General features: G+C 53.4%; 12 protein-coding genes. 4 read left to right on the top strand and 8 right to left on the bottom strand.

Annotated features, from left to right (window positions below; genetic code table 11):
• Positions 1–83: 83 nt before the first annotated feature.
• Together glnS and chiP are read left to right on the top strand one after the other, a co-directional pair.
• Positions 84–1,751, top strand: coding sequence for a glutamine--tRNA ligase (gene glnS / locus FE839_RS10025; protein WP_138360684.1), 1,668 nt, complete (start codon positions 84–86; stop codon positions 1,749–1,751).
• A 435-nt stretch (positions 1,752–2,186) separates the two neighbouring features.
• A complete protein-coding gene (gene chiP / locus FE839_RS10020) occupies positions 2,187–3,590 on the top strand; it encodes a chitoporin ChiP (protein WP_138360683.1) in 1,404 nt (467 codons plus the stop codon).
• A gap of 167 nt (positions 3,591–3,757) precedes the next feature.
• On the opposite strand, the gene tcuC is transcribed toward chiP, so the two are convergent.
• The 8 genes from tcuC to ybfF all read right to left on the bottom strand — a co-directional run bounded on the left by tcuC (position 3,758) and on the right by ybfF (position 11,542).
• Entirely contained in the window at positions 3,758–5,053 is a 1,296-nt protein-coding gene (gene tcuC, locus FE839_RS10015) for an MFS transporter (protein WP_138360682.1), read from the bottom strand.
• A gap of 55 nt (positions 5,054–5,108) precedes the next feature.
• Complete coding sequence (gene tcuB, locus FE839_RS10010) at positions 5,109–6,248, bottom strand: tricarballylate utilization 4Fe-4S protein TcuB (protein WP_138360681.1); 1,140 nt, start codon at positions 6,246–6,248, stop codon at positions 5,109–5,111.
• Positions 6,235–7,638, bottom strand: a complete 1,404-nt coding sequence (tcuA, locus tag FE839_RS10005) for an FAD-dependent tricarballylate dehydrogenase TcuA (RefSeq protein ID WP_138360680.1) — start codon at positions 7,636–7,638, stop codon at positions 6,235–6,237. The genes tcuB and tcuA overlap by 14 nt, the downstream gene beginning before the upstream one ends.
• Positions 7,639–7,735: 97 nt before the next feature.
• Positions 7,736–8,662, bottom strand: a complete 927-nt coding sequence (gene tcuR / locus FE839_RS10000; RefSeq protein ID WP_138360679.1) for a tricarballylate utilization LysR family transcriptional regulator TcuR — start codon at positions 8,660–8,662, stop codon at positions 7,736–7,738.
• A 126-nt stretch (positions 8,663–8,788) separates the two neighbouring features.
• The gene (fur, locus tag FE839_RS09995) at positions 8,789–9,235 is read right to left on the bottom strand and encodes a ferric iron uptake transcriptional regulator (RefSeq protein WP_138360678.1); all 447 of its coding nucleotides are present in this window, start codon (positions 9,233–9,235) and stop codon (positions 8,789–8,791) included.
• Positions 9,236–9,661: 426 nt separating this feature from the next.
• The gene (gene fldA, locus FE839_RS09990) at positions 9,662–10,192 is read right to left on the bottom strand and encodes a flavodoxin FldA (protein WP_171034859.1); all 531 of its coding nucleotides are present in this window, start codon (positions 10,190–10,192) and stop codon (positions 9,662–9,664) included.
• 149 nt (positions 10,193–10,341) lie between these two features.
• On the bottom strand, positions 10,342–10,635 hold the full coding sequence (gene ybfE / locus FE839_RS09985) for a LexA regulated protein (RefSeq protein WP_138360677.1): 294 nt from the start codon (positions 10,633–10,635) through the stop codon (positions 10,342–10,344).
• 133 nt (positions 10,636–10,768) lie between these two features.
• The gene (gene ybfF / locus FE839_RS09980) at positions 10,769–11,542 is read right to left on the bottom strand and encodes an esterase (protein WP_138360676.1); all 774 of its coding nucleotides are present in this window, start codon (positions 11,540–11,542) and stop codon (positions 10,769–10,771) included.
• Between the two features lie 184 nt (positions 11,543–11,726).
• Between ybfF and seqA the strand changes: the two genes are divergently transcribed.
• Both seqA and pgm read left to right on the top strand, forming a co-directional pair.
• Entirely contained in the window at positions 11,727–12,275 is a 549-nt protein-coding gene (gene seqA, locus FE839_RS09975) for a replication initiation negative regulator SeqA (protein ID WP_138360675.1), read from the top strand.
• A gap of 32 nt (positions 12,276–12,307) precedes the next feature.
• Positions 12,308–13,948: a phosphoglucomutase (alpha-D-glucose-1,6-bisphosphate-dependent) gene (gene pgm, locus FE839_RS09970; RefSeq protein WP_138360674.1), complete on the top strand. Its 1,641-nt coding sequence runs from the start codon at positions 12,308–12,310 to the stop codon at positions 13,946–13,948.
• Positions 13,949–14,029: the final 81 nt, after the last annotated feature.

Raw genomic sequence — 14,029 nt, 5'->3', positions numbered from 1 at the left:
TTTACGTAACTAATAGTTGTCTCCACGCCCTGCTTGTAAGATCATGTGCCGTTATACGTTGTTTACGCTTTGAGGAACCCACGATGAGTGAGGCAGAAGCCCGCCCGACTAACTTTATTCGCCAGATCATTGATGAAGATCTGGCTACTGGTAAGCACACCACCGTTCATACCCGTTTTCCACCGGAACCGAACGGTTATCTGCACATTGGCCATGCGAAGTCTATTTGCCTGAACTTTGGCATCGCTCAGGATTACCACGGCCAATGTAATCTGCGTTTCGACGACACCAACCCGGTGAAGGAAGATATCGAATACGTTGAGTCGATTAAAAACGACGTGCAGTGGTTAGGTTTTCACTGGTCCGGGGACATTTGCTACTCATCTGATTATTTCGATCAACTGCATCAATATGCGGTTGAGCTGATTAATAAGGGTCTTGCTTACGTGGATGAGCTGTCGGCGGAAGAGATCCGGGAATATCGCGGCACCCTGAAAGAACCGGGTAAAAATAGTCCGTACCGCGATCGCAGCGTGGATGAAAACCTGGCCCTGTTTGAAAAAATGCGTAGTGGCGGTTTTGCCGAAGGTAAAGCCTGTCTGCGAGCAAAAATCGATATGGCCTCGCCGTTTATCGTCATGCGTGACCCGGTGCTGTATCGTATTAAGTTTGCTGAACACCATCAGACCGGGAACAAGTGGTGCATCTACCCGATGTACGACTTTACCCACTGCATCAGCGATGCGCTGGAAGGGATTACCCACTCTCTGTGTACTCTGGAATTCCAGGATAACCGCCGCCTGTATGATTGGGTGCTGGATAACATCAGTATCCCCGTACACCCGCGTCAGTACGAATTCTCGCGTCTTAATCTCGAATATACCGTGATGTCCAAGCGTAAGCTGAACCAACTGGTAACCGAGAAACACGTTGAGGGCTGGGATGATCCACGTATGCCGACCATCTCCGGCCTGCGTCGCCGTGGCTATACGGCGGAATCTATCCGTGAATTTTGTAAACGTATCGGTGTGACCAAGCAGGATAACATTATCGAAATTGCTGCGCTGGAATCCTGTATTCGTGAGGATTTGAACGAGAACGCCCCGCGCGCGATGGCCGTTATTGACCCGGTTAAGCTGGTTATCGAAAACTATCCGCAGGGCGGCAGCGAAAGCGTGACCATGCCGAATCATCCGAACAAACCGGAGATGGGCAGCCGCGAAGTACCGTTCAGCGGCGAAATCTGGATCGACCGCGCCGACTTCCGTGAAGAAGCGAACAAACAGTACAAGCGTCTGGTACTGGGGAAAGAAGTTCGTCTGCGCAACGCTTACGTGATCAAAGCAGAGCGTGTAGAGAAAGATGCCGAAGGCAATATCACCACAATCTTCTGCACCTACGATGCGGATACCCTGAGCAAAGATCCGGCCGATGGGCGTAAAGTTAAAGGCGTTATTCACTGGGTAAGCGCGGCGCACGCGCTGCCGGTGGAAATCCGCCTGTACGATCGTCTGTTCAGCGTGCCGAATCCGGGAGCGGCGGAAGACTTCCTGTCGGCGATGAATCCTGAGTCGTTGGTGATCACGCAGGGCTTTGCGGAACCCTCGCTGAAGGACGCGGTTGCGGGTAAGGCCTTCCAGTTTGAACGCGAAGGATACTTCTGCCTTGATAGCCACCTTGCAACCCCGACCCATCTGGTGTTTAACCGTACCGTCGGGCTACGCGATACGTGGGCGAAAGTCGGCGTATAAGCGATCCCTGCCATGATTGAGAGCGCCGCGCATTGCGGCGTTTTTTTTATTTCGTGATCCGAGATGCCTTTCTAATATTTTCGTGATGAAAATTAACCTGATTGCATACTGTAATAAGATACCTTTTTAAGGTGTCCTGTTTGCCCGCATAAAAAAGTACCCATACGTCGTTTTTATTGATTTTCTCTGTTTTTGTAAGCGCTTATACCCTGTCGACACGACATCTTCGATTGAAACATAAAGACACAAAATATGTGCGCTTTGTCATAATCTTTATCTTTGGTCTCTAAAAGAGATTGATAATTCGCGTCGCGAAAAATAGTCTATGCATAGTGATTGTGCAATTTTTCGCACACCGCATTTTTGTGATCTTATTTATTTTTCGCGCGTTGCCCTGGGCCATCGCGCATTTAAAACGTCAAAGAGGACATGTATATGCGTACGTTTAGTGGCAAACGTAGTACGCTGGCGCTGGCTATTGCCGGTGTAACAGCGCTGTCAGGTTTTGCAATGGCGCCGGATGCAAAAGCTGAAGGATTTATTGACGACTCCACCTTAACCGGCGGTATCTATTACTGGCAGCGCGAGCGTGACCGTAAAGATGTGACCGACGGCGATAAGTATAAAACCAACCTTTCCCATGCAACCTGGAACGCTAATCTGGATTTCCAGTCCGGTTATGCCGCCGACATGTTTGGTATTGATGTCGCCGCATTTACCGCCATTGAAATGAACGAAAGTAACGGCAGCGGTCACCCGAACGAAATCGCTTTCTCTTCGCGTAATAAAACCTACGATGAAGACTATTCCGGCGATAAGAGCGGGATAAGCTTGTATAAAGCAGCTGCAAAATTTAAGTTCGGTCCGGCGTGGGCGCGCGCTGGCTATATTCAGCCAACCGGGCAAACCCTGCTGGCTCCGCACTGGAGCTTTATGCCTGGCACTTATCAGGGGGCAGAAGCGGGCGCTAACTTTGATTACGGCGATGAGGGGGCGCTGAGCTTCTCCTGGATGTGGACTAACGAATATAAAGCGCCCTGGCACATCGAAATGGATAAGTTTTACCAGAATGACAAGAAAACCAAAGTGGATTATCTCCACTCCCTCGGCGCTAAATACGATTTTAAAAATGACCTCGTACTGGAAGCGGCGTTTGGTCAGGCACAGGGATATATTGATCAGTACTTTGCTAAAGCCAGTTATAAATTTGACGTCGCAGGGACACCGTTAACCACCAGCTACCAGTTCTACGGCGCTCGCGATAAGGTCAGCAACAGTGGGGCAAATGATATCTATGATGGTACTGCCTGGCTGCAGGCATTAACCTTTGGTTATAAGGTTGCTGATGTTCTGGACCTGCGGCTGGAAGGAACCTGGGTAAAAGCTGACGGTCAGCAGGGCTATTTCCTGCAGCGTATGACGCCAACCTACGCCTCTTCTAACGGGCGTCTGGATATCTGGTGGGATAACCGTTCCGACTTTAACGCCAACGGGGAAAAAGCGTTGTTCTTCGGGGCGATGTATGACATGAAGAACTGGAACATGCCGGGCTGGGCCTTCGGCGCATCCTACGTTTACGCATGGGATGCTAAACCTGGGAAAATGTCCTCGCCTGACGCGTATTACAACCCGGATAAACGTCTGAAAGAGTCGGCGTATAGTCTGGATGCAATGTACACTGTGCAGGAAGGGCGCGCGAAGGGCACGCTGTTTAAACTCCACTTTACGCAATACGACAACCACTCCGATATCCCAAGCTGGAGCGGTGGTTATGGCAATATCTTCCAGGATGAGCGCGACGTGAAGTTCATGGTTATCGCTCCATTCACTATCTTCTGATGCCGATAACGACAGGTTGACCACCTGTCGTACTCGTTGAGAAAAACGAGCGGAAAAAAGAAAAACAGCGCGAGTAGTCTGTAGACCAGAAAAGTGTACGCATGCTGGATTCAGATGACACGGACCGGAAACAAGCGGGCGGAGAGCATTCTCCGCCCGCTTGCATTTCAGAGCTTATTTTCCACCGGTTGATAACCACGGCTTAAACGGACAAACAGCATTGCGGTGGCGGCGAGTCCACAGAGCGCCGCACACATCAGCCACCATCCGGGGGCGCTTTTATCTCCGGTCCACTGGACCAGCGCAGTGGATATCGCGGGCGTCAGGCCGCCAAAAATTGCGGTTGCGAGACTGAAGGCCAGGGAAAAACCGACGGTTCGCACATACACCGGCATCACTTCGGTGAGCGCCGCCACCATTGCGCCGTTGTACATTCCAAAGAAGAACGAAAACCAGAGCAGCACCAGCGTCATCCGGGTGAAATCCGGCGCGGCGGTCAGCCAGTGCATCACCGGCCAGGTGGTGATCAACGCGAGCAGAGTAATCCCCATCAGCACCGGTCGACGGCCAATCCTGTCGGAAATCGCGCCGCCAATCGGTAACCAGATAAAGTTAGAAATGCCCACCAGCATGGTGACAATCAGGCTGTCCCGCGCGCTCAGGTTTAGTACCGCTCTGCCATAGGTCGGGGTATAGACAGTGATAAAGTAAAAGGTGGTGGTAGTCATCGCCACCAGTAGCGTGCCGGCGGTGATGAGACGCCAGTTTTTGACGATAGTGGTAAAAATTTCCCTGGTGTCGGGGCGGTGCTTACGTTGTAAAAATTCTTCGGTCTCCTGAAGAGAACGGCGCAGAACAAAAATCAGTGGAATAATCATGCAACCGATAAAGAACGGGATACGCCAGCCCCATGCGGAAATCTGCTCGTGGTCGAGCATGGCGTTCAGGCCGTAACCCATCAGTGCCGCGACAACAATCGCGACCTGCTGGCTGGCGGATTGCCAGCTGGTATAGAAGCCTTTATTTCCCGGCGTGGCGATTTCAGAAAGATAGACGGAAACGCCGCCTAACTCTACGCCAGCAGAGAATCCCTGCAATAATCGCCCCAGTAATACCAGTACAGGCGCCAGCAGACCGATACTGTGATAACCAGGAACCAGGGCAATCAGCAGCGTACCGCAGCCCATAATCGCCAGGGTAACCATCAGCCCTTTACGGCGACCGATTCTGTCAATGTAGGCACCCAGCACAATCGCCCCGACAGGGCGCATTAAAAAGCCAGAGCCGAAAACGGCAAAGGTCAGCATTAATGAAGCGAACTCACTTTCCGCCGGGAAGAATGTCTTCGCGATATAGGTGGCGTAAAACCCGAACAGAAAAAAGTCGAACTGTTCGAGGAAGTTACCGCTGGTCACCCGGAGTATTGCGCCAAACGTGCTGGCGCGCGATAGTTGTTGAGTCATTGGGTTTGCTCTCCATTGTCTTTCTTTTGTTCTTATAGAGGTAAGAGTGTGTGGGTTAGTCGCCTGCGACCCCCGCCGGTTTTCCGCGCCGTTTCTCAATCGCCCACTTGAGTAAGGAAGCGCAGCGGTAAAATCCATGGGCAAATTTTCCGTAAGGAATAGTCAAAAACAACGCCATGACCACCCCAAGATGGATGGCCAGCAAAATGCCCATCCACGCGCTATCTCTGCCCGCCAGAAGTGCTAAGCCCGTCAGGTTGGTCAGCAGTAGCAATAAAATAAAACCGCGATCCAGCGGCTTTTGCCGCGCGTCGCCATGCAGCGGTGAGCGCCTGAGATTCAGCCACAACAATCCCGCCGGGCCAATGACCAGACCAGTTCCACCGAGTGTGCCGAGGATCACCGGCGCGCTAAAGAACGGATAAGGGGCCTCCAGGCCAGCGAAGTAGTGGTAGCCTGTCGCCACTACCGTTGCGGCGAAACAGAGCATAAAGCCGTAAAAAGTGAAGTGGTGGAAACGACGGCGCATCAGAGTAAAAGCGTCATCCGCTTCGTTGCAGCCCTTGCCGTGACCGCCGTCGAGATATTTCAGCGTCAGGGCATTACGCGAGGCTTCAGCAATTTCAGCGGAACGCGGCGTGCCGGGAGAGATCTCGCGCCAGAAGCGAATTACGCCCGCCATCAGTAAACCGATCGCCAGAATAAAAACGGAACCAAACATCCACGCCAGCAGGTTATGCGGGAAAATCTGGTAAAAATCACCGGCCAGCGGCGGGTGAAATAGCGAGCCTTTCAACCCTATCGCGAGGAGCAGAAAGAGGCTCAGACCAAAAACTAACGCCAGCGCCACGGTTATGCCCGCCCGACGGTACAAGGCGCTGAAGGCGGCGGGCAGGGCGTAATGCTGCCAGGTTTCAAGCCGTACTTCCGCCATCGCTTTCGGCACGTTAATCGCAAATTCATGAGGCGGCGCATACTGACACGCGTGCAGACAAGCGCCGCAGTTATGGCACAGGTTCGCCAGATAGTTAATATCGGCTTTACCGAATTCCAGGCGCTGGGTCATCGCCGGGAACACAGCGCAAAAACCTTCGCAGTAGCGGCAGGCGTTACACACCTGCATCACTCGCCCGACTTCAGCTTCCGGCTCAGTGAGAATGTGTGCGTCGATGATCAACTTCTCAAGCTGCTTCATGACGCGCCTCCTTCTGTGCTGCCAGAGCGGCCTCTTTTCCGGCGATACGACCAAAGGTGGTGCCGATGGACATGCCGACGCCAGCGGTATAGCCTTTGCCCAGCACGTTGCCCGCCATCATTTCGCCGGCGACAAACAGATTACGGCTCGGTTGTCCGGCAAAGTGCACTGCGGCGCGTGCGTTCACTTTCAGTCCCAGATAGGTGAAGGTGATGCCTGGTCGCAAGGCATAGCCATAGTAAGGCGGCGTGTCGAGCGGTCGTGCCCAGTGGGTTTTTGGCGGCGTCAGCGCCTTCGTTGCGCAGTTATCCAGCGTGGTATGGTCGAATTGCCCGGGCTGGCAGGCTTTATTGTATTGCGTTACGGTGTGGGTTAAGCGTTCGCCATCCAGCCCTAACTGGCGCGCCAGTTCCGCCAGCGTATTGGCCTGCGCGCCGGGGAAGACCGGCGGCATAAAGTGGCCGATCGCTTTGCTGTCGATAATGGAATAGCCAATTTGCCCCGGCTGGTGGGCGACCAGACGCCCCCAGATGGCGTAACGTTTTGGCCAGAAATCTTCCCCTTCATCATAAAAACGCTCAGCGTCACGGTTGACCACCACGCCCAGCGATACGCAGTCCACGCGGGTACAAATCCCGCCGTCATACAGCGGCGCTCTGGCATCGATCGCCACGCAATGTGATTGGGAGGGATCGCCGATAATGTCCGCCCCGGCATCCATCATAAATTTGAGCAGGACGCCCTGGTTAAAGCGGGTGCCGCGAATGAGAAAATTATCCGCTGGCCACTCGCCGCGTTCGTTTTCACCCCACGCTTCCCGCAGCCATTCGCGGTTAGATTCAAATCCTCCGGCGGCGAGGACACAGGCTTTAGCTTCAATGCGTTCCTCTCCCGCCAGTGCCGCCACGAACTCGCCGTTATGCAGTTCAAGCGCCTGCACTGGCATGTTGTAGCGAATTTGCACCCCCAGCTTTTCTGCACTGCGATAATAGGCATTGACGAGAGCTTTCCCGCCGCCCATAAAGAAGGCATTGGTACGTGCTACATGTAGCGCGCCGGAAAGAGGGGGCTGAAAGTTAACGCCGTGCTGGCGCATCCAGTCGCGACATTGTGAAGAGGTACGGATCACCAGTCGCGCCAGCGCTTCGTCGGTATTCCCTTCGGTAACGCGGCGGAGATCCTGCCAGAACTCCTCTTCGGGATAGCTCTCGACCAGCACATCCTGCGGCGCATCGTGCATGCAGCGTAAGTTGCGGGTGTGTTGCGAATTTCCGCCGCGCCACTCCCGGGGGGCCGCTTCAAGCAGCAGCACGGAGGCTCCGCTCTCACGGGCGGTCAAGGCGGCACATAATGCGGCGTTGCCTCCGCCAATCACCAGGACATCAATCATCGTATACTCCATTACTATTTAACTGATTGTTAAATTTGTAATTAAAATGTATACGTATAAGTTGTGTGGGCGCTATGAGGCTCTGCTAAAGAGTTCTTTAGTTAGCGTAAAGTGTTGCTCCAGGCCAACCGCCTGTATCTACCAGGTGACGCATGACCTTCGTCAGCACGACGCGGGCGGCGAGGCCCGCAGGGGTAAGCTCATCATCAGAAAGGCTGACCAAAAAGTTGGGGCGACTCAGTATCGGATTGTGGATGCCGATCACTCTGAGCGCCTCTTTATCAAGATGAGAAATTGCGGCGCCTGGCTGTAGCGTGGCGCCGAGCCCACTACGAACGGCGTGCATCAACAAGGTCAGGCCGTCAATTTCTGCTGTAATTTCAACCTGAAACGCATTTTCCTGACAAATTGCTTCCAGTCTGCCACGCAGACCATGACCGGGACTGGGCATAATCAGGGGAATACTGGCCAACTCTGCTGGGGTGATGATCTCATCAGAAATTTCAGCCAGCAGAGCATGTGCGCCAATCAGAAACAGTCGCTCTTCAAGAATCGGCCTGGCGCTCCAGCGCAGAATTTTCTCTTTCTGGAACACCACGGCTAAATCAATCTGCCGGGTATTGATCATCCGTTCCAGATTACCGGAAAGGCTTTCCACCACATGCAGACGCACATCCGCATAGTTTTCCCGCATCGCATGGATAAAAGGTATGCCGAGGACAGAGGCGGTGCTGGGGGCCATGCCGACGCTGACGTGTCCTGAGAGACGCGCTTCCCGCGCGGCGAGAATAGCATCGTCAGCATGACGCAGCGCCAGCTGAGCCTGGGAATAAAAGGCCAGTCCGGCACTGGTGGGCGTTACGCCGCGAGAAGTGCGTTGCAACAGGCGAATGGCAAGTTCGTTTTCCAGCCGCGTCATCTGCTGGCTGAGTGCCGAGACGCCGATATTAAGATCGAGCGCCGCACTGCCCATACTCCCGGTTTCCACAATACGGACAAAGTAGCGTAGCTGGCGAAGCTCCATTTCGATTCTCCGGAAGAGGTCAGACAGAACTTACATGAGATTAGCACAGGGATGGCGGGGAGCGCGTGGGCGAGTTCAACAGATAAAAAAGCCAGCCTGATGCGGCTGGCTTTTCAGTGCGACATATTACTTGGTGTCGTGAGCGTGCTCATCTTCGCGGCAATCGCCTTCCGCACAGTGGCCGTACAGGTACAGGCTGTGGTTAGTCAGACGAATACCGTGTTTGGCGGCAATTTCACGCTGGCGCGCTTCAATGGAATCATCACTAAATTCGATCACTTTGCCGCAATCGAGGCAAATCAGGTGATCGTGGTGATGTTGCTGCGTCAGTTCAAAAACGGATTTACCGCCTTCGAAATTATGGCGGGTAACGATGCCAGCATCGTCAAACTGGTTCAGTACGCGATAAACGGTTGCCAGACCAATTTCTTCCCCCATATCAATCAGGCGTTTATATAAGTCTTCCGCGCTGACATGATGGTTATCCGGTTCCTGCAGGACTTCCAGGATTTTTAATCTCGGAAGGGTCACTTTCAGGCCAGCTTTCTTTAATGCGGTATTGTTGTCAGTCATGCGGAATCTGTCCTGTTGCTAAACGATCTACTTCCATGAGCGGAAGTAATACAGAGAATAACCCGATGTAATGCGTATCATTATAGAACTGCCATGGCGAAATGAAAACCGCAAGCATCGGGCCTTGTATACTGTCAAAAACGAGGCATTCGCTGCAAAAGCACTTTACGTGACCTCGTTAAATCAGAGGACATTGTACAGATATGTGATTAAAAGTTAAAAACTTGTAGCTATATCTTTGATTGCTTTTGTCTATTAATGCAAAAAAATCTGTCGATTATGTTGTTTATCCCCTCACTAATTCAAGTTGCAGGACAAAACGGTTAACCGTTTTGAACAGCGCTTGCGCTGGCCTCGCAGGGCAAGGCCCGGGGATGAGCGAGTATTGTCAACGCAGATGCAACAGACCGTATGACGGGTACAGACTCAGGCATTCTTGATTTCTTCAAGATGCAGTTCTTCAGAAATCTGTTTTACCCATTTGTCGACACGTTCATTAGTCAGTTCCGGCTGACGGTCTTCGTCGATAGCCAGGCCGACGAAGTGGTCATCATCGACCAGGCCTTTAGACGCTTCAAAATGGTAGCCAGCTGTCGGCCAGTGACCCACGATAGTCGCGCCGCGAGGCTCAATGATATCGCGGATAGTCCCCAGCGCGTCACAAAAATATTCTGCGTAGTCTTCCTGATCGCCGCAGCCAAAAAGCGCGACCAGCTTGCCATTGAAATCTATCTCTTCCAGCGTAGGGAAAAAATCATCCCAGTCGCATTGGGCTTCACCGTAATACCAGGTCGGGATGCCGAGCAGCAGAATGTCGTGGCCTTCCAGATCTTCTTTGCTGCTTTTGGCAATGTCGTGGACTTCAGCAACATCTTTACCAAGCTGCTTTTGAATCATTTTTGCAATATTTTCGGTGTTGCCGGTGTCGCTGCCAAAAAAGATGCCGATGATAGCCATGAGTAAAATAACCTCTTGAAACTTAATGATGTGGTAATGGCTTAATGCCTGCAGATAAGGGCAATCATAGCAGAACTGAGAAGGGCGCGGAAACAGCAATCGCGCCCAACTGCACACTCTGCTACATGAAAGGTTATTTTTTGAAGGTTTCAGGCGTTATCGTGGCTGCGCAAGGCCGCCAGTTGGTTCATCAGTATCTCTTCTATCAGATCGCTGCGGGTCATACGACGGGCTTCGGCCAGCTCATTCAGCTCATCGACGATATCGGCATTCAGTTTTAACTCAACGCGCTTCAATCCGCGAACTTTATCGCGTTTAAGCTGATTGCGTTTATTGATGCGCAGTTGTTCATCGCGTGAAAGCGGATTGGTTTTCGGTCTACCCGGCCGACGCTCAGTTGCGAACAAATCTAATGTCGTACGGTCCGTTTGTTCTTTTGCCATGATTCAGAGTGACTTCGGGGGAAACAAGCTGTCGGGTATAGCCGACGCAGATAGCGCGCCATCATACATCAGGCAATGCGATGCGCCAACGACCGCAGACATTCTGCCGCGCGGTCGGGCAGATTTTAGCCAGTTATGCGCCGAGGGTGAGCAAATATCGGCGAATTGCCCGTATCACGGCCTCCGGCTTTTCGGCATGCACCCAATGCCCGGCGCCGGCAATGACGTGCGCCCGGGCCTGGGGAAATTGCGCCAGCAGGGCATCGCGGTAAGCATCGGTCACGTAAGGGGAGTTGCCACCGGGGATAAACAGCGCCGGGTGAGGCCAGGCCGGGATAGTTTGCCAGCCGACGATATTGTCATACTGCTCCCACAGAGCCGGTACGTTAAAACGCCACTGGCTATCGACAAAAGACTTCAGCAGAAACTGAATCACCCCTTCTTCGTGAAGGTGCTCGCGCATAATCACTGCTGCCTGTTGGCGGGTACTCGCGCCGGCATCGGTTACGGCATTGATGGCGGCGAAGATTTCATCATGACGGCGGACGTGATAATTCACGGGGGCGATATCAATGATCACCAGACCTGCAATGCGTTCAGGAGCCAGCGCGCTTAGCGCCATGACCGCCTTGCCGCCCATAGAATGGCCAATAAAGACCGCTTTTTCTATCTGACATTCATTGAGGGTGTCCAGCAGATCCTGCGCCATCGCGGCATAGGTCATTTCCGGCGCGCGCGGCGAAAGGCCGTGGTTTCGCATATCAACCTGCAAAATATCGTGATCGGCGACCAGATCGCGGGCGAGGATCCCAAGGTTATCCAGGCTGCCAAAAAGGCCGTGGACCAGGACGACAGGGGGATGATTATGCGGATTCTGTGCAGATTGTATTCGGCTATTTAATTTCATGGCAAAGTTCTTTTTTTCGCTCCGTCGGGTTAGGGTATTATGTTGGACATTCTGCCATTCGGCTGCAAGAACCGGAAGATTTCCGAGTTTTGCCGCCATCCTGGTTTGACGCTATCCGCGGTTGGGATTTGCCCCTATAATCCCGACAACTTGTATTCAGAAAAAGATATCGCACTGGATTAAGATGAAAACAATCGAAGTTGATGATGAACTCTATAGCTATATTGCCAGCCACACCAAGCATATTGGCGAGAGCGCATCCGACATTTTACGGCGCATGTTGAAGTTTTCCGCCGTTCCTCAGTCCGCTGCACCGGTAGCGAAAGCTACCCCGGCTCCCGAGCCAGCGCCTGTCGTTGAAGTGAAACCCGTTAATCCTCTGAAAGATAAAGTCCGCGCGATGCGCGAACTGCTGTTGTCTGATGAGTACGCTGAACAAAAGCGTGCGGTAAACCGTTTCATGCTGATTCTGACCACCCTCTATTCTTTAGACAGCAAAGGGTTTGCGGAGGCCACCGAGTCTTTGCACGGGCGTACCCGCGTCTATTTTGCAGAAGATGAGAAGACGCTACAGAAAAACGGTAATCAGACGAAACCTAAGCAGGTTCCGGGTACGCCATGGTGGGTGATTACAAATACCAATACCGGTCGCAAATGCAGCATGATCGAACATATCATGCAATCAATGCAGTTCCCCGCGGAATTGATCGAAAAGGTTTGCGGTACGATCTAGTTGTTTAACTTTTGCACCAGAAGGATCAGGCAATGGCAATCGATAAGCGCGCAGGTCAACCTGCGCAACAGAGTGATTTGATTAACGTCGCCCAACTGACTGCCCAGTACTATGTGCTGAAGCCGGATGTAGGCAACGCGGAACATGCAGTGAAGTTTGGTACCTCCGGTCACCGCGGCAGCGCGGCGCGCCACAACTTCAACGAGCAGCATATTCTGGCGATTGCGCAGGCAATTGCCGAAGACCGCGCGAAGAACGGGATCACCGGCCCATGCTACGTCGGGAAGGACACCCACGCATTATCCGAACCGGCTTTCATTTCCGTACTAGAAGTGCTGGCGGCAAACGGTGTTGATGTCATCGTGCAGGAAAACAACGGTTTTACTCCGACACCAGCGATTTCGAATGCGATTCTGGTGCATAATGAAAACGGCGGGCCACAGGCTGACGGGATTGTCATTACTCCCTCTCATAACCCGCCGGAAGACGGCGGTATCAAATACAATCCGCCAAATGGCGGCCCGGCAGATACCAACGTCACTAAAGTGGTAGAAAACCGGGCCAACGAACTGCTTGCTGCAGGTTTGCAGGGCGTGAAGCGCATTTCCCTGGATGCCGCACTGGCCTCCGGACATGTGAAAGAGCAGGATCTGGTGCAGCCGTTTATCGAAGGGCTGGCGGATATCGTCGATATGACGGCGATTCAGAAAGCGGGCCTGACGCTGGGCGTTGATCCGCTGGGCGGTTCCGGTATCGAATACTGGAAGCGTATTGCTAAGCACTACAACCTGAACCTGACTATCGTTAACGATCACGTTGATCAGACGTTCCGCTTTATGCATCTCGACAAAGACGGCGCAATCCGTATGGACTGTTCCTCCGAGTGCGCGATGGCGGGTCTGCTGGCGCTGCGTGATAAGTTCGATCTGGCGTTCGCCAACGACCCGGACTATGACCGCCACGGCATCGTGACTCCGGCTGGGCTGATGAACCCGAACCACTATCTGGCGGTCGCGATCAACTATCTGTTCCGGCACCGCCCGCAGTGGGGCAAAGAGGTGGCGGTCGGTAAAACGCTGGTCTCTTCCGCGATGATCGACCGCGTAGTGAACGATTTGGGGCGTAAACTGGTGGAAGTGCCGGTCGGCTTTAAATGGTTCGTCGACGGTCTGTTCGACGGCAGCTTCGGCTTCGGCGGCGAAGAGAGCGCCGGGGCTTCTTTCCTGCGTTTCGACGGCACGCCGTGGTCTACCGATAAAGACGGCATCATCATGTGCCTGCTGGCGGCGGAAATCACGGCCGTCACCGGGAAAAACCCGCAGGAGCACTACAACGAGCTGGCGGCCCGCTTTGGCGCGCCGAGCTATAACCGTTTGCAGGCAAGCGCGACCTCCGCGCAGAAAGCGGCGCTGTCTAAGCTCTCTCCGGAAATGGTCAGCGCCAGCACGCTGGCGGGCGATCCGATCACCGCGCGTCTGACGGCGGCGCCGGGTAACGGCGCGGCCATTGGCGGCCTGAAGGTGATGACCGACAACGGCTGGTTTGCCGCGCGGCCTTCTGGTACGGAAGACGCGTATAAGATCTATTGCGAAAGCTTCCTCGGTGAGGAACACCGCAAGCAGATCGAAAAAGAAGCGGTTGAGATTGTCAGCGAAGTGCTGAAAAACGCGTAAGTGCGGTTTGTGTGCCGGGCGGTAGTGCGGCCCGGCCTACAACAACGATCGTAGGCCCGGTAAGCGTTAGTTATCGCTACC

The organism is Klebsiella indica (assembly GCF_005860775.1).
Taxonomy (GTDB): Bacteria; Pseudomonadota; Gammaproteobacteria; order Enterobacterales; family Enterobacteriaceae; genus Klebsiella; species Klebsiella indica.
Note: the sequence above shows the minus strand (reverse complement) of the source record. Positions and strands in the feature narration are given on the sequence as shown.